At 72.1% G+C, this 26,045-nt stretch carries 18 protein-coding genes; 16 read left to right on the top strand and 2 right to left on the bottom strand.

Going from position 1 to position 26,045, the window contains the following annotated elements; genetic code table 11:
- Nucleotides 1-276 precede the first annotated feature (276 nt).
- Nucleotides 277-804: a CGNR zinc finger domain-containing protein gene (locus ATL40_RS09870; protein ID WP_098469394.1), complete on the bottom strand. Its 528-nt coding sequence runs from the start codon at nucleotides 802-804 to the stop codon at nucleotides 277-279.
- Between the two features lie 39 nt (nucleotides 805-843).
- Between ATL40_RS09870 and ATL40_RS09865 the strand changes: the two genes are divergently transcribed.
- The 14 genes from ATL40_RS09865 to ATL40_RS09800 all read left to right on the top strand — a co-directional run bounded on the left by ATL40_RS09865 (nucleotide 844) and on the right by ATL40_RS09800 (nucleotide 24,130).
- Nucleotides 844-1,920: an EamA family transporter gene (locus tag ATL40_RS09865; RefSeq protein WP_098469393.1), complete on the top strand. Its 1,077-nt coding sequence runs from the start codon at nucleotides 844-846 to the stop codon at nucleotides 1,918-1,920.
- Between the two features lie 258 nt (nucleotides 1,921-2,178).
- Nucleotides 2,179-3,996 carry an ABC transporter family substrate-binding protein gene (locus ATL40_RS09860; RefSeq protein ID WP_245866965.1) on the top strand — a complete coding sequence of 606 codons (1,818 nt, stop codon included), beginning with the start codon at nucleotides 2,179-2,181 and terminating at the stop codon, nucleotides 3,994-3,996.
- A 212-nt stretch (nucleotides 3,997-4,208) separates the two neighbouring features.
- Entirely contained in the window at nucleotides 4,209-5,726 is a 1,518-nt protein-coding gene (locus tag ATL40_RS09855) for an ABC transporter permease (RefSeq protein ID WP_098469391.1), read from the top strand.
- A 165-nt stretch (nucleotides 5,727-5,891) separates the two neighbouring features.
- Nucleotides 5,892-6,821, top strand: a complete 930-nt coding sequence (locus ATL40_RS09850; protein ID WP_245867224.1) for an ABC transporter permease — start codon at nucleotides 5,892-5,894, stop codon at nucleotides 6,819-6,821.
- A complete protein-coding gene (locus tag ATL40_RS09845; protein ID WP_098469390.1) occupies nucleotides 6,821-8,572 on the top strand; it encodes an ABC transporter ATP-binding protein in 1,752 nt (583 codons plus the stop codon). The genes ATL40_RS09850 and ATL40_RS09845 overlap by 1 nt, the downstream gene beginning before the upstream one ends.
- Before the next feature lie 9 nt (nucleotides 8,573-8,581).
- Complete coding sequence (locus tag ATL40_RS09840) at nucleotides 8,582-11,614, top strand: FtsX-like permease family protein (RefSeq protein ID WP_098469389.1); 3,033 nt, start codon at nucleotides 8,582-8,584, stop codon at nucleotides 11,612-11,614.
- Nucleotides 11,611-14,391: an ABC transporter permease gene (locus ATL40_RS09835; protein ID WP_098469388.1), complete on the top strand. Its 2,781-nt coding sequence runs from the start codon at nucleotides 11,611-11,613 to the stop codon at nucleotides 14,389-14,391. Before ATL40_RS09840 ends, ATL40_RS09835 begins: the two co-directional genes overlap by 4 nt.
- Nucleotides 14,391-15,281: an ABC transporter ATP-binding protein gene (locus ATL40_RS09830; protein ID WP_425443371.1), complete on the top strand. Its 891-nt coding sequence runs from the start codon at nucleotides 14,391-14,393 to the stop codon at nucleotides 15,279-15,281. The genes ATL40_RS09835 and ATL40_RS09830 overlap by 1 nt, the downstream gene beginning before the upstream one ends.
- Nucleotides 15,278-15,997, top strand: a complete 720-nt coding sequence (locus tag ATL40_RS09825) for an ABC transporter ATP-binding protein (protein ID WP_098469386.1) — start codon at nucleotides 15,278-15,280, stop codon at nucleotides 15,995-15,997. The genes ATL40_RS09830 and ATL40_RS09825 overlap by 4 nt, the downstream gene beginning before the upstream one ends.
- A 169-nt stretch (nucleotides 15,998-16,166) precedes the next feature.
- Nucleotides 16,167-18,152: a BCCT family transporter gene (locus ATL40_RS09820; protein ID WP_245866962.1), complete on the top strand. Its 1,986-nt coding sequence runs from the start codon at nucleotides 16,167-16,169 to the stop codon at nucleotides 18,150-18,152.
- Between the two features lie 193 nt (nucleotides 18,153-18,345).
- Nucleotides 18,346-20,259, top strand: coding sequence for a translational GTPase TypA (gene typA / locus ATL40_RS09815; RefSeq protein WP_098469385.1), 1,914 nt, complete (start codon nucleotides 18,346-18,348; stop codon nucleotides 20,257-20,259).
- Nucleotides 20,260-20,273: 14 nt separating this feature from the next.
- Complete coding sequence (locus ATL40_RS09810) at nucleotides 20,274-21,728, top strand: PIG-L family deacetylase (protein WP_169925934.1); 1,455 nt, start codon at nucleotides 20,274-20,276, stop codon at nucleotides 21,726-21,728.
- Nucleotides 21,725-22,261: a flavin reductase family protein gene (locus ATL40_RS09805; RefSeq protein ID WP_098469383.1), complete on the top strand. Its 537-nt coding sequence runs from the start codon at nucleotides 21,725-21,727 to the stop codon at nucleotides 22,259-22,261. The genes ATL40_RS09810 and ATL40_RS09805 overlap by 4 nt, the downstream gene beginning before the upstream one ends.
- Before the next feature lie 42 nt (nucleotides 22,262-22,303).
- Nucleotides 22,304-24,130, top strand: coding sequence for a VanW family protein (locus ATL40_RS09800; protein WP_098469382.1), 1,827 nt, complete (start codon nucleotides 22,304-22,306; stop codon nucleotides 24,128-24,130).
- 18 nt (nucleotides 24,131-24,148) lie between these two features.
- Here the strand turns inward: ATL40_RS09800 and ATL40_RS09795 are convergent, their stop codons facing one another.
- On the bottom strand, nucleotides 24,149-24,385 hold the full coding sequence (locus ATL40_RS09795) for a putative acetyltransferase (RefSeq protein ID WP_098469381.1): 237 nt from the start codon (nucleotides 24,383-24,385) through the stop codon (nucleotides 24,149-24,151).
- 94 nt (nucleotides 24,386-24,479) lie between these two features.
- Between ATL40_RS09795 and fdxA the strand changes: the two genes are divergently transcribed.
- Entirely contained in the window at nucleotides 24,480-24,803 is a 324-nt protein-coding gene (gene fdxA / locus ATL40_RS09790; protein ID WP_098469380.1) for a ferredoxin, read from the top strand.
- Nucleotides 24,803-25,966 carry a succinyldiaminopimelate transaminase gene (gene dapC / locus ATL40_RS09785; protein WP_098469379.1) on the top strand — a complete coding sequence of 388 codons (1,164 nt, stop codon included), beginning with the start codon at nucleotides 24,803-24,805 and terminating at the stop codon, nucleotides 25,964-25,966. The genes fdxA and dapC overlap by 1 nt, the downstream gene beginning before the upstream one ends.
- Nucleotides 25,967-26,045: the final 79 nt, after the last annotated feature.

Here is a 26,045-nt window from a genome sequence, read left to right as displayed (position 1 = left end):
TTGACCTGCGGCGATGCGGGGAACCGCTTGCCTCCCGGTGGAATGCACCGCCCTCTGCGTGGGCGGCACCGCCAGGAGCGAGGGTGACGGCGGCGCCGATGCGTAAGGGCACGCTCGGCGGGGAGGTGGCATGCACAACCGCACGCTCGGCGGTGCTGCGGGGCGCAGGGTGCGCCGAGCGATGTGTTGCGCAGGGTTTGAGCGCCGCAGGTCAGCGTAATGGCACGCTCGGCGGGGGTGGGGGTGCACAACCGCACGGTCGGCGGGCGCGCAGCCTCAGGCCTGGCGGGCGCGGAACGCGGCCTGCGCCGCGCGGTTGGTGCAGGTGGTGGTGCAGTACTTGCGGGACCGGTTGCGGGAGAAGTCCAGGACCACACCCTCGCAGTCCTCCATGGCGCAGCGGCTGAAGCGGCTCATCTCGTCGCCGCGGATCACGTCGATCATGCCCATCGCGGTCTCCACCAGGATGCGCTCGTGCAACGGGCGGTCATCCGTGGTGGCGTGGACGTGCCAGTCCACCTCGCCGTGGCGCACCACCTGGGGCATGGCGTGGAACTCGGCGAGGACGTCGTTGATCAGGGGGACGGCGCCGTCCCGGGTGGCCGTGAACATCTGCCGCAGTCGCGTGCGGATCGCGCGCACCGGCTCCAGGTCGCTGGGGCCGGGCCGATCGCCGGTGTAGCCGAAGTCGTCGAAGAACGCCTCGAGCTCCGCCATCGAGGTGAGGGTGTCCGGCTCCAACTCGGAGTTCGCCAGGAAGACGCCGGACTCCAGCGCCTCCTGCGTGTCATGAGCGAAAACCATTTTGACACCTTACCAGGCGGGGGCGTAGCGTCAGGTGTCATGACGCAGTTGACTCATGACGCACCCGCCCGAGGGGGCGTGAACCCCAGCCGTACCCTGGCCGCCGGACTCGGTCTCGCCCTGCTCTCCGCGGCGGCGTTCGGCGCCTCCGGCTCGATCGGCCGAGGCCTGATGGACCTCGGGTGGACCGCCGGTAGCGCCACCCTGGTGCGCGTCACGATCGCTGCGCTCGTCCTGCTGATCCCTGGCCTGCGCGCGCTGCACGGGCGGTGGCACCTGCTGCGGCAGAATGCCGGCGCCCTGGTCGCCTTCTCCGTGCTGGCGATCGTCGGCGCGCAGCTGTGCTACTTCATGGCGGTGCAGTACATCGATGTGTCCGCGGCGATGCTCATCGAGTACCTCGCGCCGCTCATCGTGGTCCTGTGGCTATGGGTGCACGGCCGCAAGCCCACCCCGCTCACGTTCGCGGGCGCGCTCGTGGCCATGGCGGGCCTGGCGATGCTCGTGGGGCTGACCAGCGGTGTCTCGGTGAACCTCACCGGCGTCGCGTGGGCGCTGGGTGCGGCTACGGGCGCGGCCGGGTACTTCATCATCTCCGGTGACGATCGCATGACGCTGCCACCCATCACCCTGGCCGCGGGCGGGCTCGGCCTGGCGGCGGTGCTGCTGGGCCTGGCGGCCCTCGTCGGCATCCTGCCGATGGGGTTCGCCACCGGTGAGGTGCAGTTCGTGCCGTTCGCCATGCCGTGGTGGCTCGCGCTCGCGATCCTCGGCGTGGTCACCGCGGCGCTGTCCTACGTGGCCGGGATCGCCGCGGCCCGCAGGCTCGGTTCCCGGCTTGCCTCCTTCGTGGGGCTGCTCGAGGTCGTCGCCGCCGGGGGCATCGCCTGGGTGCTCCTCGGCCAGGCGATGGGGCCGGTCCAGCTCATGGGCGCCGCACTGGTGCTCGTGGGTGTCGTGTTGGTCAAGCTCGCCGAGCCGCGCGTCCCGGCCGGCGGTGACCCCACGCTGGAGGGGGTGCTCGACGGCGCCGCCGAGGAGGCCGTGATCGCCGAGCTGGTCGACTCCCGCCTCGCGGACGAGCGCCAGGACGAGCGCCAGGACGAGCGCGCCTGAGGTCGTGTAACGGCCGTGTTTCGCCGCGGTCACGCTCTCGCGGGAACGGCATCAATTCCGTAACGATGCCCCGGATTCGCGGCTGTGTGACCTGCGCCTCACCTGAGGCTGCCTATTCTGACTCCACCTACGTGTTCGTGGTGCCGTCCCGGGGGCCGACCAGGCAGCCGGTCCGGAGCCAGTCCGCCACCACCCATTGGGGCTGGTCCTGGTGCCACGGATGCCGATCCACATGGAGGAACATTGAAGATCCGCAAGATGACGGGGGGCGTCGCCGTGATGGCGGCCACCGCACTCGTCCTCAGCGCCTGCACGAGCGGCTCGTCGGACGACGAGGCGACGGACGCTGCGACGGACGAGACCTCGGAGGAGACCGACGAGACCGGCTCCGGCGAGGAGGTGATGTACGAGGGCACCGACAAGGAGGACCTCGGCGACATCACGACGAAGGACGACACGGTCTCCTTCTCCCTCGGTGAGGACGAGTGGCTCGGGTACAACGGCAACACGCCGGAGACCTACTCCACCTACAACTCCGTGGTGAACGACCGCTTCCAGAGCAGCTTCTACTACTACGGGACCGACGGCACGATCTACGTGAACGAGGAGTTCGGCAACATCGAGCTCGTCTCCGAGGACCCGATGACGGTCGAGTACACCATCGCGGACGACGCGGTGTGGTCCGACGGCACGCCGATCACCTACGAGGACGCGCTGTTCTCCTGGGCCACCCAGGCGTTCACGGTCGAGGGTGACGAGGGTGAGGTGCCCCTGTTCAACTACGTCGGTGGCACCGACCTGGGGGACCGCACCCCGGACGGTCCGCAGGGCGAGGCCGGCGGCAAGTCCTTCACGCTGGTCTACTCCGACCCGTACCCGGACTACATGCTCGCCACGATGATGCAGTTCCCGGCCCACGTGGCCGCGGAGCAGGCCGGCGTCTCCCTCGAGGACATGACGGCTGCCATCCAGGACGGCGACGTCGAGGCGCTGCAGCCGATCGCGGACTTCTACAACGAGGGCTGGCTCTCGCCGACCCCGGGTGAGCTGCCGTCCTCCGACATCGCGCTCTCCTCTGGTCCGTACCAGCTCGCCTCCTGGGAGGCCGGTCAGTCCATCACGCTGGAGCCGAACCCCGAGTGGTGGGGCACCCCGCCCGCGAGCAGCACGCTCGTCTACCGCTTCGCGGCGGCCGAGACGCAGGCGCAGGCGCTGCAGAACGGTGACCTCAACGTCATCGAGCCGCAGGCCACCGTCGACACCCTGACGCAGATCGAGGCCATGGGCGACTCCGTGGCGCTGCAGACCAACGACACCCTGACCTGGGAGCACCTCGACTTCAACTTCGGCGACACCTCCGCGTTCGCCGACAGCCTGGAGCTGCGTGAGGCGTTCGCGATGTGCGTGCCGCGTCAGCTGATCGTGGACAACCTGATCGCCCCGATCAACCCCGAGGCGCAGGTCATGAACGCCCGCGAGGTCTTCCCGTTCCAGCCGAACTACGAGTCGATCGTCTCGCAGTCCTACGACGGCCGGTACGACCAGGTCGACATCGAGGGCGCGATGGCCAAGATCGAGGAGGCCGGCGTCGAGACCCCGGTCACCATCCGCGTGGGCTACAACGCCCCGAACCAGCGCCGTACCGAAGAGGTCGCCCTGATCAAGGACTCCTGCGACCAGGCCGGCTTCGACGTGCAGGACAGCGGCTCCGGTGAGTTCTTCTCGGACGACCTGCCCAACGGTGACTACGAGGTCGCGCTGTTCGCGTGGGCCGGTTCCGGCCAGATCACCTCGGGTCAGAACATCTACGGCACCGACCGTGGCCAGAACTACGGTGGCTACTCCAACGAGACCGTGGACGCCGCCTGGGACACGCTGACCACCACGCTGGACACCGGTGAGCAGGAGGAGCAGCTCGTCATCATCGAGAAGACGCTCTGGGACACCCTGTTCGGCATCCCGCTGTTCGCTCACCCGGGCGTCGTCGCGTACGACTCCTCGCTGAGCAACGTCCGCGCCACCTCGACCCAGTCGACGGTCGCGTGGAACGCCGAGCAGTGGGTCCGCGCCGACTGAGGTAGTTCCTCCCTCAGTCCGCCAGCCAGATAGGCACGGATCACGCGATGGGGCAAGGGCCTCCGGGCTCTTGCCCCATCGCCGCGTCTCGCGACGCCTCGCTCCCGTCGCCAGCACCTCGAATGTCGCCCCACCATGCGGCGGTCGGTGCCCGCTAGAGTGAGCGAACGCCGTGGCGGCGTCCCGAGCCTCCACCGAAGGGCCCACACACCGTGACCAAGTTCATTCTCAAGCGCATGGGGATCTCCTTCCTCGTGCTGCTGGTCGGATCGCTGTTGATGTTCGTCCTGACCATCAACTCGGGCGATCCGCTGGCCGATCTCCGCGAATCGAACGCGGACAACCGCGACGAACTCATCGAGCGTCGCATCTCCTACATGGGGCTGGACCAGCCCTGGTACCAGCGCTACTGGGAGTGGCTGCGAGGCGTCTCCGGCTGCGTGGTCGGTGCCTGCGACTTCGGGACGAGCCGCAATGGTGTGGACGTTTCCAGCCTCGTGGCGAACGCCGCCAGCAGCACCCTGCGGTTGGTGACCCTCGCGACGCTGCTCGCGATCGTCATCGGCATCATCGTGGGTATCATCACCGCGATCCGGCAGTACTCGGGATTCGACTACGTCGTCACCTTCCTGACCTTCCTGTTCTTCTCCCTCCCGGTCTTCTGGGCGGCCGTGCTGCTGAAGGAGTTCGGCGCCATCCGGTTCAACGACTGGATAGCCGATCCACAGATCACGCTGCTGCAATCCGTCATCGCGGGTGTGGTGCTGGCGGTCATCCTCTCCTCGGTGCTCGGGGGTGGCTGGCGCCGCCGGGCACTCACCGCCGGGATCACGCTGGTGTTCGTGGTGTCCGCGCTGATGTACTTCACGGCCGTGGGGTGGTGGCGTCAGCCCGCGATGGGCATCGGGGTCGTCTTGCTCACCTCCCTGGGTGGCGCGGTCGGTCTGACCGCGATCTTCACCGGGCTGCGCAACCGCCGGGTGCTGTACTCGGTGCTCACCACCGTGGGCGCCGGCGTGATCGCCTACTATGCGGTGGGTGGCCTGCTGGCCGACCCGAGCTGGCCGATCCTGTTCGTGCTGCTGCTCGTGGCGATCGCCGTCGGCCTCGTATCCGGGTACTTCTGGGGCGGGGACTCCCGTCGCGCCGCGATGGGGCTGTCCGCTGTCATGGCCGTGATCATGTCGATGCTGGTGGCGCTGGACCGCATGGTCTACGCCTGGGCCGACTTCCTGCAGCTCAAGCCGCGACCGATCTCCACCATCGGCTCCAGCACCCCGAACTTCACCGGGGACTTCTGGGAGAACCTGCTCGACGTCAGCACGCAGCTGCTGCTGCCCACGATCCTGCTGACGCTGATCTCGGTGGCGAGCTACTCGCGTTACACCCGTGGCTCCATGTTGGAGACGATGAGCCAGGACTACGTGCGCACCGCCCGCAGCAAGGGGCTCTCCGAGCGCGTCGTCATCGTCAAGCACGCCTTCCGCAACGCCCTCATCCCCATCACCACGATCGTGGCGTTCGACTTCGCCGGGCTCATCGGCGGCGCGGTCATCACCGAGACGGTGTTCGGCTGGAAGGGCATGGGCGAGTTGTTCATCTCGGGAGTGCGGGACGTGGATCCGGCACCCGTGATGGCGTTCTTCCTGGTGGTCGGTATCGCTGCCATCGTCATGAACATGGTGGCCGACATCGCCTACGCGTTCCTCGACCCGCGGATCCGGAGGTGAGCGCCGTGCAGTTCATCGACGCCACCCCGACCCGGAACGGAGTTACCCATGTCTGACCGCAACCCAGGGGACAACGAGGGCCGTGAGGACCGGGAGGAGTCCCTCCACGCCGAGGAGATCATGCCCGGCAAGTCCCGGCACGCCCCCACCCCGCAGCCCGGCGGCATGGTCGGCCTGGAGATGGAGCCGGAGTCCCAGCAGAAGTCCTACAGCCAGGGCGCGCTCATCCGGCGCCGGTTCTTCCGGCACCGTGGCGCGATCGTGGCGATGGTGGTACTCGCCTTCATCACGGTGCTCGCCTTCACCTCCATCGGCTTCGGACCGATCCCCGGCTGGTGGGGCAAGGAGTTCACCACCACCGGTGCCACGGTCGACGGCGGTCGCCCCACGATCGGATGGTTCACCCTCGGGGAACACCCCTTCGGCCAGGACACGGTGGGCCGTGACTACTTCGCCCTCGTGATGCGCGGCACCCAGATCTCCCTGGTCATCGCGTTCGTGGTGGGGATCCTCTCCACTCTGATCGGTGCCATCATCGGTGGCCTGGCCGGGTACTACCGCGGCTGGGTGGAGTCGCTGCTGATGCGCATGACGGACCTGCTCATCATCATCCCGCTGCTCGTGCTCGCCGCCGTGCTGGCCCGCAGCTTCGGGGACTCCGGGATCATGGTGTTGGCGCTCGTGCTGGCCGCCGTCACCTGGACCTCCCTGGCCCGACTGGTGCGCGGTGAGGTCCTCTCGCTGCGCGAACGGGAGTTCGTCTCCGCAGCCCAGGCCATCGGCACGAGTTCCGGCCGGATCATCCGCAAGCACATCCTGCCCAACACGATCGGCGTGATCATCGTGAACACCACGTTCTCGATCTCCGCGGCGATCCTGCTGGAGACCTCGCTGAGCTTCCTCGGGTTCGGGGTGCAGCCGCCGGACGTCTCGCTCGGCTCGCTGATCAGCACCTATCAGAACGCCTTCACGGTTCGCCCCTGGCTGTTCTGGTTCCCCGGTCTGTTCATCGTGGCCATCGCCCTGTGCGTGAACTTCATCGGTGACGGTCTGCGCGATGCGTTCGACCCCCGCCAGAACAGGAACAAGGACTGATGCGTGCATTCAAGCGGCGCGGCGGCGCCGAGGAGACCGCGACCACGAGCGAGCACGCGGTCGTGAGCGACGACGACGTGGTGCTCGCCTTCAGTGGACTGGATGTGAAGTTCTCCACCGAGTTCGGTTCCGTGCACGCGGTGAAGGGCATCGACCTGGAACTGCGCGCCGGTGAGGTGCTCGCCCTGGTGGGGGAGTCCGGGTCCGGCAAGTCCGTCACGTCGATGACGGCGCTCGGCCTGCTGCCGAAGAACGCCACCATCACGGGCACCACCACGGTGGCCGGCCGCCAGATCGCCTCGCTGAGCGATGCCGCCCTGCGCCGGATGCGCGGCCGGGACGTGGCGATGGTGTTCCAGGAGCCGATGACGGCCCTGAACCCGGTGCTCACGGTGGGCGATCAGCTCACCGAGGCCCTGGAGCTGCACGGCATCGCCTACGGCAAGGCGGCGGATGCCCGCGCCGTGGAGTTGCTGCGCATGGTCGGCATCCCCGAGCCGGAGCGGCGCCTGAAGCAGTACCCGCACGAGTTCTCCGGCGGTCAGCGCCAACGCGTGGTCATCGCCATGGCGATCTCCTGCAACCCACGGGTGATCGTCGCGGACGAGCCCACCACCGCCCTGGACGTGACGGTGCAGGCCGAGATCCTCGACCTGCTGCGATCCCTGAAGGACGAGCTCAACACCGGCATCCTGCTCATCACGCACAACATGGGTGTGGTGGCGGACATGGCCGATCGGGTGGCCGTGATGTACAAGGGCGACCTGGTGGAGACCGGCAGTGTGGAGGAGGTGCTCACCCAGCCGCAGCACGATTACACCAAGCGGCTGCTGAACGCCGTGCCCCACCTCGGTGCCCGGGGCGAGGCCGTGACGCACGAGGTGGAGAAGGTCACCGCTCTCGATCTGCGCAACCTGGTCATCGAGTACCAGCGGACCGGTAAGCCTGTCTTCCGCGCCGTGGACGACGTCACCCTGCACGTGGACAAGGGCGAGATCGTCGGGCTCGTGGGGGAGTCGGGATCCGGGAAGTCGACGATCGCGCGCTGTGCGCTGGGGCTCATCCCCGCGGCCTCCGGGACGATCGAGATCCTCGGGCACGACATCGGCGCCACCAAGGGTGCCGCCCTCAAGGCGCTGCGCAAGCGGATCGGGGTGGTCTTCCAGGACCCGGCCAGCTCCCTGGACCCGCGCTTCCCGATCGGGGAGTGCATCAGCGAGCCGCTCGTGGTGCACAAGGTGGGGGACCGCAAGGCCCAGGAGCAGAAGGTCTACGAGCTCCTGGACGCGGTCGAGCTCCCGCGCAACGTCTACAACCGGTATCCGCACGAGCTCTCCGGTGGTCAGCGCCAGCGCGTGTCGATCGCGCGGGCGCTCGCCCTGGACCCGGAGCTGCTGGTGGCCGATGAGCCCACCTCCGCGCTGGACGTGTCCGTGCAGGCCAGCGTGCTGGAGATGTTCACCACGCTGCAGCGCGAGTTCGAGTTCGCCTGCCTGTTCGTCAGCCACGACCTCGCGGTGATCGACATGCTCGCCGACCGGGTGGTGGTGCTGGAGAACGGCCTCATCGTGGAGCAGGGTGAGCGCCAGGCGGTGCTGGCCCGGCCGCAGGAGGAGTACACACGCCGACTGCTGGCGGCGGCGCCGGTGCCCGACCCCGCCGAGCAGAAGGCCCGCCGCGAGGCGCGCTACGCGCTCATGGAGGAGTTGGGCGAGGAGTCCCACGCGCTGCGCGTCGGGAACACGCTCTAACGCCCGACCGTGAGGTTCCTCGCGCGGCGAGCGCGGGCCCAGGCCGCCCTGCTGGCGGTGTTGGCCGCGCTCGTCGCCCTGGTCACGGCCACGGCCGCGGCCGGCTCCGGCCTCGTGGTGCAGCGCTCCGACGCGATCACGACGACGGAGCTCGCCTCCCGGCAGGGCGCACCCGGGGCACTGGTGCTGCAGACCCGGGCCGGGCAGGATCCGCAGGCACAGGACGACGCGCTGGTCACCCTCCTGGGCGACCTCATCGCGGCGTCCGGCGGCACGCCGCAGGACGGCGCGGCCCTCGACGTCACCCGGGCGTGGGTGGGGGAGTCGCTCACCCTGCAGCGCGAGGACGCGGCGGCCGGGGCGGCGTTCCTGGCCACCGCAGCGGACCTGGCGGGGCGCGCGGACCTGATCGACGGTCGCTGGCTGAGCGAGCCGGGGGCGAGCGCCGACGAGCCGGGCGTCGTCCCGGCGCTCCTGCCGGTGAGCGCGGCCGACCGCGCGGGCCTGGGAGTGGGCGACGTGGTCGCCCTCGGGCGGGAGGGGGCCCTGCGCCTCCAGGTCGTCGGCACCTTCGCCGCGCGGGAACCCTCCGCCCCGCTCTGGACCGCCGCGGACTCGGCCCAGCTCACGGGTGAGCAGCAGGTGACCGGGCCGTTCGTCGTGGCCGAGGCGACCACCATCCCGGGCGATCCCTACCTGCGGTGGACGATCACGCCGTCGGGCGCCCCGCTGGTGTCCGACGGCGCAGCACCCCTGGCCGCGGCGCTCGCCGCGCTCCCCGCCGCGCTGGAGGCGACCGACGACTTCGCCCCCCGGGGGCTGACCGAGACCGGGACGCTCGCGGACACCCTGGCCGAGCTGGCGGCCGCCGCGGCCGACGCCCGCGCCGTCACCGGCGTGGCCCTGGTGATGCTCGCGATCCTCGGCCTGTTGTGCCTGTCCCAGGTGGCCCGGCTCCTGGCGCGGGCCCGCGCAGCCCACAGCAGGATCATGCTCGCGCGGGGCGCCGCACCCGGCCGCCTGGTCGCGATGGAGGTGGCCGAGACCGGCGTCCTCGCGGCACTCGCGGTGGCACTCGGAGCGGCGCTGGGGCTGGCGGTGGCCCCCGGCGGCGGCCTGGTCGCCCTGGTCGCGCTGCCGCTGGCGTGGGCGGCGATCGCGTTGCCGGCCGTGACGGGGATCCTGCGGCCGGAACAGGCCGGCCGCGGCACCACCCTGGTGCGGGGCGTGAGCGCCGGGCTGATCGTGCTGCTCGCGGCCCTCAGCACCTGGCGGCTGCTCTCACTGGTCGGCAGCAGCTCCTGGACGGCGCTGGAGGCCGCTCTCGCCCTCCCCGCTCCCGGGCTGGCCGTCCTCGCCTGCGCCCTCGTCCTGCTCGTGGCCCTCGCCCCGGTGTGGGCCGCGATGGACCGGATCGCGGTCCGGGCGCCGGTGACGCCCGCCCTCGGGTTGTTCTCGGTCGCCAGGACCAGCCGCTCCCAGGCAGTGCCCGTGCTGCTGCTCGCCGCCGCGGTCGGCACCACGGGTGTGGCGGCGACCTACGCGGCCTCCGCGGGCGCCGCCCGCGCCGATCTCCTCGCCGCCCAGTCCGGAGCGGACGCGCGGATCCAGCTCCCGCCGCGCGGCGCCGTCTCCGCGGCCTACCCGCCGCGGGACGTCGCGCCCCTGGCGGACGTTCCCGGTGTGACCGCGACGGCGCGCGTCAACCGGGTCACCGGCGACGTCGGGGGTGTGGAGGCCGAGCTGCTGGCCGTGCCGGCATCCCTGCTCCCCGACGTCATGGCGCTCCCCGACGGGACCGGGGCTGACCCGGACGCGCTCGCCGCGGCGATCACCCCCGCACCCCCGGCCGCGGGGGGCCTCGACGGCGCCCGCGAGGTCACGCTGTCGCTGCAGCAGTCCGGCGGTACGACCCTGCCCGCCCAGACCACCGCGCAGCTGAGCGTCCTGGCCTGGTTCGTGGACGCCGCGGGCGCCGTGCGCTGGCAGGAGTCCGCGCAGGAGGTCTCCTTCGGCGATAACCGGGTGAGCATCCCGCAGCCGGCGGCGGGCGAGTCCCTGCTCGCCCTGGACCTCACGGCGCGCGTGCCCGCGCCGGTGCAGGAGCTGAGCCTCGCGCTCGCCGCCGTTGGGAGCGGGGCCGAGCAAGGCGGCTCCCCCACGGGGTGGCGAGGCACCACCTGGTCGGCCCCGCCCGGCGACCCGGTCCTCACCGCCAGCTGGAGCACCACCGTGCACGGTCGTCTCCTCCCGCCGGCCCCCGAGGCGCTGCCGGCGGTGCTCTCACCGACCCTCGCCCAGGCGCTGGACGCCTCGGTGGGGGACGCCCTGGAGTTCAGCGGCGCGGGCTACCCGCTCGCCATCGAGGTCGCCGCCGTCGCCGAGGTCCCCGGCGTGCCGGGATTCGCCGTGCTGGTGGACCGGGACGGCTGGGTCGCGCAGACCGTGGCGTTCTCGCGTGGCGTCCCCGACGCCGACGAGATCTGGATCGCGCTCGCGGACCCGGTCACGGCGGCGGTCGGTGAGGACCCGGAGGGGGGCGGGCGCCCCGCGCTCGAACGCCAGGCGCGAGCGCTCGGCGGCACCGCGTTGTGGCCGGACCTCGCGGCGGCCGGCACCGCCGTGGGCACGCCAGCCTTCGCGCTGGTGGCCGGCGCCGCACTCGTCCTGGCGGTCGTCGGCCTGCTCGCCGCCGCGGCGGTCTCGGTGCGAGACCGGCGTGCGGAGGTCCTCACGTTGCGCGCCATCGGCATGTCCGCACGGGGTCAGGCCCGTGCCCGCGCGCTCGAACCGGCGGTCGTGACGCTGGCCGGGATCCTGTGCGGACTCGTGGTCGCGGCCGCCGTCAGCGCGCTGGTCACCCCCGCGCTGGTCCGGTTGTCCGTACCCGCGGTGGTCTCGGTCACGGTGCACGTCCACCCCTGGTGGCTCGCCACCGCCGTGGCGGTGCTGGGCGCCGGGGGAGTGGTCACGGCGCTGGTCGTCGCGCGGACCGTGACCCGTCAGGCGCGCGACACCGCGCACCGGGAGGAGACGCGATGAGGCGCCTGCTGCTGCGCTCGCTCCTGGCGCAACGCGCCCTCGTGGCGTGTGTGCTCCTGGTGCTCCTGGCCACGGCCACCGGCCTGGCCGCCTGGCCGCGCCTGGCGGAGGCGGCCAGGGGCACCGTGGTGAGCGACGCCGTCGCCCGGTCCTCACCCCTGGTCCGCGACGTCCAGGGCGTCACGACGCTCGCGGCGCCGACGACGGATCCCGCGACGGATCCCGCGGCGGGGGCCGCCGCGGGGACCGCCCCGGACAATGCGCCCTGGGACGGGGTGCTGAGCGCGCTGGAGGAGGGACGGGAGGCCGCCGACGAACCGCTGCGCGGGGTGCTGGCCCCAGCCCGCGTGGTGCTCTCCACCGAACCCGTGCCCATCCAGGCGCCCCCCGGGACGGACATCGCACAGGCCGCCCTCGGCCTGGGTGCCGGACCCGAGCTCACCGCCGAGGCGGACCTGGTGGAGGGGCAGTGGCCCACACCGGGTGCGCTCCCGACCCCCGAGGAGCTCGCGGCGCAGTCGCAGGCGCACCTGGAGGAGACCGGTGAGGACGCAACCCGGGCGGACCTCGGCATCCCGTGGTCGCTGCCGGTGGCGCTACCCGCCGCCAGCGCACAGGCGCTGGGATGGGAGGTCGGGCAGGAGCGCGAGGGGCCCTATGCCGAGTGGTTCACCCTGCACCTGGTCGGCACCTACGAGCTGACGGGGCCGATCAGCGAGCACGTGGCGCTGCTCGCCGGGCCGCGCGAGATCGACGACCTGAACACCGGGTTGTCCGTCACGGCGCTCGCGGCCCTCGACCCCGCCGACTGGCGGGCGGTCCAGCCCTGGACCGGGGAGGCCGACCTCACCGCCTGGTACGGCGTGGACGCCGACGCGGTGGCGGACACGGATCCCGACCTCCTTGCCGCGCAGCTGCGGCGCTTCACCGCGGCACCGATCACGATCACGGATGCCGGGAACCAGGCGCGGCTACCGCTGAACAGCGAACTGGCCGCGGTGCTGGACGATGCCGCCCGGCGCACCGCGGGCGCGAACGCGGCGGCCACCGCCACCGCGACGGGGCCGGTGGGCGTGGCCGGGGCGGTCGTCCTGCTGGCGCTCGGCCTCCTGCACCGGCGCCGCGCGCCGGTGTGGGCCCTCGTGCGCGCCCGCGGCGCTCACCCGGCGCGGATCCGCGCGGCGCTGGCGCGGGAGGGCCTCGCGCTCGGCGTGCCGGCGGCCGCGCTCGGCTGGGGCCTGGCGCTCGCCCTCACCGGATCCGGCGCGAGCGCCGGCGGCGTGGCCGGATGGGCCGGGCCCGCGGCCCTCGCGCTGCTCCCGGCCCTCGCGGCGCTCGTGGCGCCGGTCCCGGTGTCCCTGCGACCCCCGCGCCGGGACCTGCGCGCCGCGGGCTGGGTGCGCGACGGGGTCATCCTCGCGGTGGCGGCGCTCGCGGCCTCCCGGCTGCTGACCGAGGGTGCCGACAGTGCCGAGAGCGCCGGCGGGGCGGCCGGTGCGATGGTGGAGGGCGCGGACGTCCTGGTGGTCCTCGCGCCGCTGCTGCTCGCGCTCGCCGCCGTGGTCCTCCTCCTGCGTGTGGCCCCCTGGCTGCTGCGGCTGCCGGCCGCGCTCATCTCGCGGCGCGGATCGGTCGGTGACGTGGTGGGATCCGCCCGCGCCGCACGGGACCCCGCGCTCGGCCTCGCCTCCCTGCTGGCGGTCGTGGTGGCCGCCTCCACCGCCGTGCTGGCCACCAGCACGCTCGCGGCGCTGCGCGAGCAGGTCACCTCCGCGGCCTGGCAGGAGATCGGCGCCGAGGTGAGGATCTCCGGGCCGGAGCTGACGCCTGTGCTCACGGAGATGCGCGAGGTGGAGGGCGTGCGTGCGCTCACCCCGGTCGCCACGGTGCGGCCGGCCATCCTGGCGGGCGCGCAGTCCATGCGCACCACGCTGTACCTCGTGGACAGCGCCGCTCTCGCCGAGGGCTCGGCCGCGCAGCGCTCGGACGCGTGGCGCGGCGCCCTGGCGGACCTCACCCCGGCCGAGGCGGGGACCCCGCCCGTGCTGGTGGGCCCGGCCATGTCGCTGGGCAGCGCGATGGAGCTCACCTGGGCCACCGCAGGGACGACCGCGGTGCGGCCGGTGACCGGGCCGACGGCGCTGCCCGGGATCGACGCCACGGGCACCTGGGTGCTCGCGGACCTCGCCGCCGCGCCGCCGGGGATCGTCGAGGACGCCCGCACCACGCTCGCCCTGGTGGACCTCGAGGACGGCGCCGACGCCGCCGTGGTCGCCGAGCAACTGGCCGAGGTCAGCGGCGGCCTCGCGCAGGTGGCCGAGTCCGAGGTCGCCGCGGTCCTGGGGGCCGGGGAGGTGCGCCTGCTCGAGTCGGCGCTGGCAGTGGCGGTGGCGGCGGGCGGCCTGCTCGGCCTCGGGGCGCTGGTCCTCGTCGTACTCGCCGGGGCGCCGGCCCGTGCGCTGGTGGGGCGCCGCCTGCGGGTGCTGGGAGCCACGCGCGCGCAGGTGCGTCGCCTGGCGGCGTGGGACATCCTGCCGGTGAGCGTGCCCGCGGTCGTGGTGGGCGCGGGTCTGGGTGCCGTGCTGGCACCGGCGGTGTGGCGAGCGCTCGACCTCGGCGCGCTGGCCGGGGCGGCCCCGACCTGGCCGGGCGGGGTCGGCGGGTCGCTGCTGGTCGTCCTGGGGTGCGCGCTCGCGGTGCTCCTGGTGGTGGCGACCTTCGTCGGGCGGATCGGGACGGCGCCCTCATCGGCCGCGCCGAGGAACGAGGAGGAATGATGGGACACGTGAGCTCATCGGCGCCGTTCGTGTTGTGCCAGGACCTGGTGCGCATCTTCGCCGTCGACGGCATCGAGGTGCAGGCGCTGCAGGGCCTGAACCTGCGGGTCGAGGCCGGGGAACTGGTGGCGATCGTGGGTGCGTCCGGTTCCGGGAAGTCCACCCTGCTGCAGATCCTGTCCGGGCTGGACCGGCCCACCGGCGGGTCCGCGCGGGTGGGGGAGACGGACCTCATCGCGATGCGCGGGGCGGAGCGGGTGCGCTATCAGCGCCACGTCGTCGGGTTCATCTGGCAGCAGACCTCCCGCAACCTGTTGCCCTACCTGACGATCGCGCAGAACATCGAGCTCCCGCTGCAGTTGGCGGGCGTGCGCGCCGCGGCTCGCCGGCGCCGCGTCGGCGAGCTCGTGGACCTCTTCGACCTGGGCGACCTCACCGACCGGCTGCCGCTGGCACTGTCCGGCGGGCAGCAGCAGCGGGCGGCGATCGCCGTCGCGGGCGCCAACCAGCCGCGTCTGCTCCTCGCCGATGAACCCACCGGGGAGCTCGACGAGGAGGCCTCCGAGGGGGTGCTCGCGGCCATGGAGCGGGCCAACGCCGAGCTCGGTGTCACCGTGATCATCGTGACGCACGACCCCGCGGTGGCCACCCACGTGAACCGCACCATCCGGATCCGGGACGGGCGCACGGCCACCGAGGTGCTGCGCCGCACCGAGATCGGGGACGACGGGACCTCCTCCCGGGTGCACGAGGAGTACGCGGTGCTCGACCGCAGCGGGCGCCTGCAACTCCCGCAGGAGTACGTCGAGACGCTCGGCCTGGCAGACCGGGTGCGCCTCGACCTCGCGGCCGACCACGTGGAGGTCTACCCGGGGACGGAGGAACGATGAGGCTGGCCTGCGACGACGTCACGCGCGTGTTCGCGACACCGGCGGGTGAGGTCGCCGCCCTCCGGGGGGTGAGTCTCGCCGTCGAGCCCGGTGAGCTCCTGGTGGTGCGTGGCCCCTCCGGTGCGGGCAAGACCACCCTGCTGAACATCCTCGCGGGGATCGACCTGCCGACCTCCGGGAGCGTGACGATGGGCCAGGGGGAGGACCGGACGGTGATCTCCGCGCTGGGGGACGATGCGCGGGCCGCGCTGCGCGCGCAGCGGATCGGGTACGTGTTCCAGGCGTTCGGCCTGATCCCGGTGCTCTCCGCGCAGGAGAACGTGGAGATCCCGCTGCGGCTGGCCGGTATGTCGCCGACCCAGCGGCGCGAGCGAGCCCGCCAGGCGCTGGAGCAGGTGGGGCTCGCCGACCACGTGCGGCAACGGCCGGGGGAACTCTCCGGTGGCCAGCAGCAGCGCGTCGGGATCGCGCGGGCGCTCGCGGGACGCCCCGACGTGCTGATCGCCGATGAGCCCACCGGCCAGCTGGACTCCGAGACCGCGGCCCGGGTGATGGACCTCATCCACGACCTGGTGGCCTCCGCCAGCGTGGCGGCGGTGGTGGCCACACACGATCCGGAGGCCGCCGAGCGGGCCGATCGGGTGCTCACGCTGCGGGCCGGTACGGCACAGCCCGGTACAGCACAGCCCGGCGGCGAGGCTGTGCGCCGCGAGTAGGTCAAGAAATCCTCCCCAAAGCACAGGCGGAAGCAAAGGATCTGTCTCACTTCGGTCACATATTTGCCATCGATGCGCCGTCTGTGGTGACAGTGGAGGCATGACTAGTGACCAGAGATCGTCGGGGGCGACGAAACCGCCTGGCCGACTCCATACCCACCGCGCCCAGGTGTTCTACCCCTCGGTGCTGCTGATCGTGGCCTTCGTGGTCCTCGCGATGGCGTTCACGGACCAGTTCGAGAGCGTCGTGAACACCCTGCAGGCCGAGGTCATCGGCGTCTTCGGCTGGTACTACGTGCTCATCGTCGCGGCCTTCGTGGTCTTCGCACTGTGGATGGGCCTGAGCCGGTTCGGGAACATCGTGCTCGGCAAGGACGAGGAGGAGGCCACCTTCCGCCTCCCGGTCTGGTTCGCGATGCTGTTCGCCGCCGGCATGGGGATCGGCCTGGTGTACTTCGGGGTCGCCGAGCCGCTCTCGCACTTCATCTCCCCGAAACCGGGGGTGACCGGATCGCCGGAGTACCTCGCGCAGGCCGCGATGGGGCAGACCTACCTCCACTGGGGGCTGCACGCCTGGGCGATCTACGTCGTCGTCGGCCTCGCGCTGGCCTACGCCATCCACCGTAAGGGGCGCCCGGTGTCCATCAGGTGGGCACTGGAGCCCCTGCTCGGGGACCGCGTGAAGGGCTGGATCGGTGACGTGATCGACGTCATCGCCCTGCTCGGGACCGTCTTCGGTGTGGCCACCTCGCTCGGCTTCGGCGTGATGCAGGTCTCCGCCGGCCTCGGCTTCCTCGAGATCGCCGATGCGAGCGTCTCGCTCCAGATCGGGCTGATCGTCGGTATCACCGCCGTGGCCGCAGCCTCCGTGGTCTCGGGTGTGGGCAAGGGGATGAAGTGGCTCTCCAACGGCAACATGGTGCTCGCGGGCATCTTCGTGGCGGCCGTCCTGGCGCTCGGGCCCACGCTGTTCCTGCTGCGGGACTGGGTGCAGTCCATGGGGTTCTACCTGCAGAACGTGCTGCGAATGACCTTCGACACCACCGCGTTCCAGGGTGACGCCGGCCTGGCGTGGCAGAGCGGCTGGACGATCTTCTACTGGGGCTGGTGGATCTCGTGGGCACCCTTCGTGGGAGTGTTCATCGCCCGCATCTCCCGCGGGCGCACCGTGCGCGAGTTCGTGCTCGGGGTGCTGCTGGTCCCGACCATCGTGTCCTTCTTCTGGTTCTCCGTGCTCGGCGGCACCGCCCTGCAGCGCGAGCTCGCGGACCCGGGCTCGCTGACCCCGGACGGCGCGGTGGACTCCAACACGGCGCTGTTCCAGATGTTGCAGACCCTGCCGGGTGCGCAGATCCTCGCCGGGATCGCGATCGTGCTGGTCGTGGTGTTCTTCGTGACGTCCTCCGACTCCGGGTCCTTCGTGGTGGACATGCTCGCCACCGGCGGTAATGCCAACCCGCCCGCGTGGTCCCGCCTGATGTGGGCGGTCCTGGAGGGGCTCGTGGCGATCGCGCTGCTGGTGGCCGGTGGACTGCAGGCGCTGCAGACCACCGCGATCCTCATCGGGCTGCCGTTCTCGGTGATCATGATCGCGATGGCTGTTGCCACCGTGAAGGCACTGAGCGAGGAGCACCGGGCGATCCTGCGCGCCGAGCGAGCTGCGGCTCGTGCCGCCCTGACCGACCACATCGAGACCCGGGTGAAGTCCTCCCTGACCGAGGAGTACTCGGAGATCTTCGGGGAGGACGCCGAGAACGCAGGGACCTCCAACGGGAACGCCACGGGCGCCGGGGGCCGGATCTCGGCCTGGTGGCGCCGGGTGCGCTCCGCCCCGGGCGCCGACGTGGGCGGCGGCACCATCGAGCACACGCGGCCCGCGGCCCCAGGGGCGGGCGCGGCATCGACGGCGGCCTCGACGGCGGCGGCCGGCACCGCGACCGCGGTGCTGGAGGCCGAGGCCCCGTCAGCGGCGCCGGACTCAGCGGCGTCGGGGACCGAGCGCGCCACTGCCGAGGGGGAGTCCGCCTCGAGCGAGCTCACGCCCCCGGCGGGGACGCCGGAGGACCTCGCCCTCGGGGCGGCGAGCGACGACGCCGACGGGTCCGGGCAGTCCGACGCGGCCGGATCCGTGGAGCAGGAGCCCAGGGGCGACTAGGGCGAATCGGTCTCCTCGGCTGATGTGAGCAGTACCCGTGTGCCCCGTCCACGTGACGGGGCACACGTGTATCCGCGCCGCGTGGCCGGGAACGGGACGGTACGATGGCCCGGGTCCTGGCCGTCGGTGGCGCGCATCCGCGTGCCCGGCATCCTGGCCGGACCGTCCCCACCGCGCGAGAGATGAGACCCTCATGGCAGTGCGCCCTGACCTGCGCAACGTCGCAATCGTGGCCCACGTCGACCACGGCAAGACGACCCTTGTGGACGCCATGCTGTGGCAGTCCGGAGCCTTCGGCGAACACTCCCACGTGGACGAACGCGCCATGGACTCCGGCGACCTGGAGCGCGAGAAGGGGATCACGATCCTCGCGAAGAACACCGCGGTGCGCTATGGCGGCCCCGCGGCGGCAGCCGCCGGTGTCCCCGACGGCGTGACCATCAACGTGATCGACACCCCCGGCCACGCCGACTTCGGCGGCGAGGTCGAGCGCGGCCTGTCGATGGTGGACGGCGTGGTGCTGCTCGTGGACGCCTCCGAGGGCCCGTTGCCGCAGACCCGGTTCGTGCTGCGCAAGGCGCTCGCCGCACACCTGCCGGTGATCCTCGTGGTCAACAAGGTCGACCGCCCGGATGCGCGCATCGGCGAGGTGGTCCAGGAGACCACCGACCTGCTGCTCGCCCTGGCCGGTGACCTGGAGGACGAGACCGAGATCGACCTGGACGCGATCCTGGACCTGCCGGTGCTGTACGCCTCGGCGAAGGCCGGCCGCGCCAGCACGCAGCAGCCGGGCGACGGCGAGCTGCCGGACTCTCCCGACCTCGAGCCGCTCTTCGCCACGATCCTGGAGCGCATCCCCGCGCCCACCTACGACGACGGCGCCCCGCTGCAGGCGCACGTCACCAACCTGGACGCCTCCCCGTTCCTGGGCCGTCTCGCCCTGCTGCGCGTGTTCAACGGCACCCTGCGCAAGGGCCAGACGGTGGGCTGGGCCCGCAAGGACGGCACCCTGACCACCGTGCGCATCTCCGAACTGCTGCGCACCGAGGCCCTGGAGCGGGTGCCCGCCGAGAGCGCCGGACCGGGCGACATCGTGGCCGTGGCCGGGATCGAGGAGATCACCATCGGGGAGTCCCTGGTGGACGCCGAGGACCCCCGCCCGCTCCCGCTGATCACAGTGGACGACCCCGCGATCTCCATGACCATCGGGATCAATACCTCCCCGCTGGCCGGCAAGGGCGGCAAAGGCCACAAGGTCACCGCACGCCAGGTCAAGGCGCGCCTGGACGTCGAGCTCATCGGCAACGTCTCCCTGCGCGTGCTGCCCACCGAACGGCCCGACGCCTGGGAGGTGCAGGGCCGTGGCGAACTGGCCCTGGCGATCCTCGTGGAGCAGATGCGCCGCGAGGGCTTCGAGCTGACCGTCGGCAAGCCGCAGGTGGTCACCCGCGAGATCGACGGCAAACTGCACGAGCCGATGGAGCGGATGACCATCGACGTGCCCGAGGAGTTCCTCGGCTCGGTCACCCAGCTCCTCGCCGCCCGCAAGGGCCGCATGGAGACCATGAGCAACCACGGCACCGGGTGGGTGCGGATGGAGTTCGTGGTGCCCGCCCGCGGCCTGATCGGGTTCCGCACCCAGTTCCTCACCGACACCCGCGGCACGGGGATCGCCTCCTCCATCGCGGAGGGCTACGCCCCGTGGGCCGGCGCGATCGAGTTCCGCACCGCCGGCTCCCTGGTGGCCGACCGCGCCGGTGTGGTCACCAGCCACGCCCTGATGAACCTGTCCGACCGCGGCACGTTCTTCGTGCTCCCGGGCGCCGACGTCTACGAGGGCATGGTGGTGGGGGAGAACGCCCGCGCCGACGACATGGACGTCAACATCACGCGTGAGAAGAAGCTGAACAACATCCGCTCCTCCACGGGCGAGGAGCTGGAGCGGTTGACGCCGCCGCGCCTGCTCACGCTCGAGGAGTCCCTGGAGTGGGCCAACGACGACGAGTGCGTCGAGGTGACCCCCGAGATCGTGCGGATCCGCAAGGTCGAGCTGGACCAGACCGCGCGCGGCCGCGCCGCCTCCCGCGCCAAGCGGGCGGGGGCCTGAGCACCAGCATGAGCATGACGACGCAGCACCCCGACCACGGCCGCACCGCCGAGGGCGGGGTGCTCGCCGTCTATGCCCATCCCGACGACGAGACCCTCACGGCCGGGGGCCTGCTCGCGCTGGCGGCCGCGCAGGGTCGCCGGGTCGCGGTGGTGACCGCCACCCGGGGCGAACGGGGCGAGATGATCGGCACCCCCGACCTCGAGGGGACGGACGGCGTGGCGCCGGCACGGGAGGCCGAACTCGTCCAGGCCCTGGAGATGCTGGGCGTCACCGAGCGGTACTGGCTCGACGACCTCCCCGGGGCGGCCGCGGTCACCGACTCCGGGATGTCTTGGGTCCGCCCGGGTCTGGCCGGCCCCGCGCCGGACGCCGGCCCCGACGCCCTGACCGCGGTGGACCCCGAGGTCCAGGCCGCGGCATTGGCGCGGCTCATCCGCCAGATGCGACCGGCACTGGTGGTCTGCGACGAACCCGGCGGCAGTTACGGCCACCCCGACCACGTGCGCACCCACCTCATCACCGTGCGGGCGGTGGCCCTCGCGCGCACGGCCGGTCCCGGCACGGCGGGCGAGGAACTCGAGGGTGTGGACGCGGTGCTGGCCTGGGTGGTGGTGGCCGAGAGTCGGATGCGGGCCGCCCGCGCCGAGGTGACGCTCGCCGCCGCTGACCTGCACGCGACCGACTGGCGCGGGGAGTCGCTCCAGCCGCCACCGGCTGAGCTGCCGGCCCTGGTGGTGGCCGACGATGCGGTGAGCGTGGAGTGGGATACCTCCGGCGTGGTGCCGTTCCAGGCCGCCGCGCTGCGCTGCTACACCTCGCAGGTGCAGTCGGTGGCGGTGCCGGTGGTGGACGGCGGCGGCCGACCGAGTGCGCTCAGCCCGCACCAGTCGGCCGTGGGCTGGTACGCCCTGAGCAACGGCGTGGTGGCGCCCCTGCTCCCCACGGTCGCCCTCGTCGCCCACCGGGATGCCGCGGCGCTGCGTGACCTCGCGCTCGGTGTCCCCGTCACGGCGACGCCGGCAGCCGGGACGCGCTCGACCGCTCAGGCTGACGCCGCGGGCACCGCGCACCCGGCGACTCCCGGTCTCCTGGCGCGCGTGGCCCAGCCGCTGCTGGGCCTGGGCTGGTTCCTGCTCGGGACCGGGCTGGGCACCATCGGCACCCTCGTGCACCGCGCCCGCGTCGAGGGCATCCCCTACGGCATCGTGTTGGCCTTCGCACTCGTGTTGTCCGGGGCCCTCCTGGCGCGGGCGGTGAGCCGCTGGACCGGGCTGGTGGGGTTCGCGCTCGGGCTGGTGGTGATCGTGCAGGTGCTGGCGCTGGCCACCACCAGCAGCGCGGGCGTCCTCATCGGGGACACTTACGGCAACGCATGGCTGGTCGTCTCGGTCCTGGCGGTCGGTGTGGCCGCGTTCGTACCCGAGCGGGTCCTGCGCGAGTCCCCTGCGGCGGGCGGTGAGCGGTGACGCCCGCCGATGCACCCGACGCGGCCGCGGTCCCACAGGAGGACTACCGAGCGGCGCTCGCGCACCTGCCCGGTGGAGTCGTGGTGCTCGCCACGCGCGCACACGGCCGGGACCACGCGATGGTCGTGACCTCCCTGGTCTCCTTCTCCCTCGAGCCACCCACCGTGCTGGTGAGCCTGCACCTGGACTCCCGGCTCGCGCCGCTGATCGGCGAGGGCCGCACGTGGGCCGCCTCGATCGTCGCACCGGGCGCCGAGGGCGCCGTGGCCTGGCTGACCGAGCCCGGACGGCCCGACCTCGGGCAACTGCAGGGGGTGGCGCACGTGCGCGGGGAACGCACCGGTGCGGCGATCGTGACGCCGAGCGCCGCCTGGGTGGAGTGCGAGACGGAACGCGTGATCGAGCATCACGATCACGCGGTGGTCCTGGGGCGCGTCCTGGCGGCCGGGCGCGGACAGGGCACGGGGGCGCTCCTGCATCGGCTGGGGCGGGTGCGCGCCATCGGCGAGGCCACCCGGGGGACGGCAACCTAGAATGGGCAGGATCGGCGCACAAGCGCTTCAGGAGGGCATCAGGTGAGGGATTCGGACGAGACACGCAGCGACCTGACGACGGCGGACTCCGCCGGGGTCGGCCCCGAGTCGACCAGCGACGGCGGCTCGCAGGGCCCGGCGCCGGACACGCTGGAGGACCTCGAGTCTCGACCTCGCTCGCGCCGGGGGCTCATCACGGGTGTCGTGGCCGGCGTGCTCGTCCTCGCGGTCGGCGGTGCCTACCTGGGCTCGGTGTTCTACACACAGGACCGGATCGCGCCGGAGGCGTCCGTGGGTGCCGTGGATGTGGGCGGCATGACGCGTGAAGACGCCGTGGCGGCCGTTGAGGCGGGCTACGCGGAGCGCACCGGCGAACCGATCCCCATCGAGGTCGGGACCGTCGAGGCCACCCTGGACCCCGCGCGCTCCGGACTCGCCCTGGACGCCGACGCGAGTGTGGACCCGCTGGTGGGCCGCACCTGGAACCCGGTGGAACTCTGGCAGCGACTCTTCGGTGAGCAGAGCACGCAGCCCGTCTCCACGGTGGATGTGGACCAGCTCACGCAGGCGCTCGCGGATGCGGAGTCCATCGTCCGCGTGGATCCGGTGGATGCCACCATCGCCCTCACCGGCACCGAGGCGATCGTCACCGACGCGGAACCCGGCTCCGGACTGGACCTGGAGAACGCCGTCGGGACCGTGCAGCGCGAGTGGCTCACGGCGCAGGACACGATCTCGCTGCCCGTGGTCGAACTGGAGCCTGCGATCGGGCAGTCCCAGGTGGAGGCTGCGATGGCCGACCTGGTGGATCCGCTGCTGTCCGGCCCCGTGACTATCGTCGCGGGGGAGGACTCCGCACAGCTCAGCGTCGAGACGCTGTCCGCTGCCTCGCGGATCGTCGTCCAGGACGGCGCCTTCGCTCTCGAGATGGACGGCGAGGCCGTGGCCGAGGCGATCTCCCAGGCCCTGCCCGAGGTGGGTGACGCGGCCGCGGACGCCCGCATCGAGTTGCAGGGCGGCTCCCCGACGGTGGTGCCCTCGCGCGAGGGCACGGGCCTGGACGCCGATCAGGCCCTGGCCGCGGTCGAGGGTGCGGCGCTGAACCCGACCGAGCGCGAGGCGGTGCTCGAACTGTCCACCACCGAGGCGGAGTTCACCACCGCGGACGCCGAGGCGCTCGGGGTCACGGAGGTCATCGCCGAGTTCTCCACCCCGCTGCCCTCCTATCCGGACCCCGAGCGCACGGAGAACCTCCGTGTCGGCTCCGCCGCCGTCACCGGCACCCTCGTGCTCCCGGGGGAGGAGTTCAGCCTGCTCGATGCGCTCGGCCCGATCAACGCCTCCTCCGGCTACAACCAGTCCGGGGTGGTCATCAACGGTATGGAGGCCCGCGCCTACGGCGGAGGGCTCTCCCAGTTGAGCACCACTCTGTTCAACGTCGGCTTCGAGGCCGGACTCGAGGACGTGGAGCACAAGCCGCACTCCCGATGGTTCGAGCGTTACCCCGCCGGGCGTGAGGCCACCCTGTACGAGGGCTCGATCGACATGCGGTGGCGCAACACCACCGATCACGGGGTGCTCGTGCAGGCGTGGGTCGGGGACGACGACCGCCAGTGGGCACGGTTGTGGGGCACCGAGACGTATCAGACGACGATCACCAGCGGTCAGCACTACGACTTCACCGACCCGACCACCCTGTACAACCCCGCGCCGGAGTGCATCCCCGAGAGCGGTGGCGCCCAGGGCTTCACCATCGACGTGAACCGCGTGGTTCGCACGCTGGAGGGTGAGCTCGTGTCGGATGACACCTACAGCTGGAAGTACGCGCCTTGGAACCGGGTCGTGTGCGGGGAGAACCCCGACGCGTGAGCGCGGTGCCCGGATCGCTCAGCCTCGCGGTGCCGGTGGCACCCGCTTGGCGGCGACCACGGCAGCTAGGGGGATCGCCCGGATCCCCGTGCGGGTCTCGAGGCGGACGTTCTCCGCGTCGATGGCGACGATCTCCCCGACCGCATCGCTGAGCGGCGGCTCACCGGGACGAACGTCCGCGCGGCGGTATCGCACCACCACCCGGTCGCCGATCGTTAGCCTGGGGTGGGTCGGCGGTTGGTGCGACTGGCTCATCCGGCGATACTAGGAGTGTGGGCCGTAGCCGGGCCCCCGAGCGGCCTTCCCACGAGGTGTGGGACTGGTCCGACCGAGCGGAGGAGAGGTTCCCGTGACCTATGTGATCGCGCAGCCGTGCGTCGACGTGAAGGACAAGGCGTGCATCGACGAGTGCCCGGTGGACTGCATCTATGAGGGTGAACGCTCGCTGTACATCCACCCGGACGAGTGCGTGGACTGCGGGGCGTGCGAGCCGGTGTGCCCGGTCGAGGCCATCTACTACGAGGACGACGTCCCTGCGCAGTGGTCGGCCTTCTACAACGCCAACGTGGAGTTCTTCGACACGATCGGATCGCCGGGCGGTGCCGCCAAACTCGGCATGATCCCGACCGATCACCCGCTGGTGGCTGCCCTCCCGCCGCAGGTCGAGGACTGATGGGCTTCGCCCCTCTGGGCGTCGCCTACCCCTGGGATGCGGTGGAGCCGCTGCGGGATCGTGCACGGCGCCACCCCGACGGCCTGATCGACCTGTCCATCGGCACGCCGGTGGACCCCACGCCGGCGCTCGTGCAGGCAGCGCTCGCCGAGGCCTCCGACGCCCACGGCTACCCCACGGTCGCGGGCCCGGCGGCGCTGCGCGAGGCCATCGCCGATTTCTACGCGCGACGGCGGGGTGTGCCCGGTCTGACCACCTCCCAGGTGCTGCCCACGGTGGGGTCGAAGGAACTGGTGGCGCACCTGCCCAGCGAGCTCGGGTTGGGGCCGGGTGACGTCGTCGTGATCCCCTCGGTGGCCTACCCCACCTACGAGGTCGGGGCGCGGCTCGCGGGGGCCGAGGTGCTCGTGAGCGATGACGTCCAGGCGTGGCGCGGCAACCGCGCGGTGCGCCTGGTGTGGGTGAACTCACCGGCGAACCCGAGCGGCCGGGTGCTCGGTGTCGATCACCTGCGAGAGGTGGTGGTCGCCGCCCGCGAGATCGGCGCCGTCGTGGCCGGGGACGAGTGCTACGCGCTGCTGCCGTGGACCCAGCCGTGGGCAGGCGCGGGGGTGCCGAGCATCCTGGATCCCCGGGTCTGCGACGGCGACCTCACGGGCCTGCTCGCGGTGTACTCCCTGTCCAAGCAGTCCAACCTTGCGGGCTACCGGGCGGCGTTCGTGGCGGGTGATGAGGGGATCATCGACCCGCTCCTGCAGCTGCGCCGGCACCGCGGCATGATGCTGCCGGCACCCGTGCAGCACGCGATGGCCCGGGCGCTGGCAGACGATGCGCACGTGACCGAGCAGGTCGCGCGGTACGCCGAGCGGCGCAGCATGCTCACCGAGGCCCTACCCGCCGCGGGATTCGAGATCGAGGCCTCCGAGGCGGGCCTGTACCTCTGGATCCGCGCCGGTGACGGGATGCCGCTGCCGGAGCCCGCCCCGGGCCTCGGGCCCGAGGCATGCTGGTCGATCATGACGCTGTTGGCGGACGAGGGGATCCTTGCGGGTCCCGGCATCTTCTACGGCCCCGCGGGGGCCGAGCATGTGCGGGTGTCCCTGACCGCGCCCACGCAGGATGTGGCGCGGGCCGCGGCACGGCTGCGCGCCCGCCGCTCGTGACCTACCCAGCGGCTGCGGTCGCCGCCTCACGAGAACATGAGACAATCGCGACAGGTTTTTGGGCTCGGCATGAGAAACT

The organism is Serinibacter salmoneus (assembly GCF_002563925.1).
Classification (GTDB): Bacteria; Actinomycetota; Actinomycetes; order Actinomycetales; family Beutenbergiaceae; genus Serinibacter; species Serinibacter salmoneus.
This window is presented reverse-complemented; position numbering and strand designations above follow the sequence as displayed.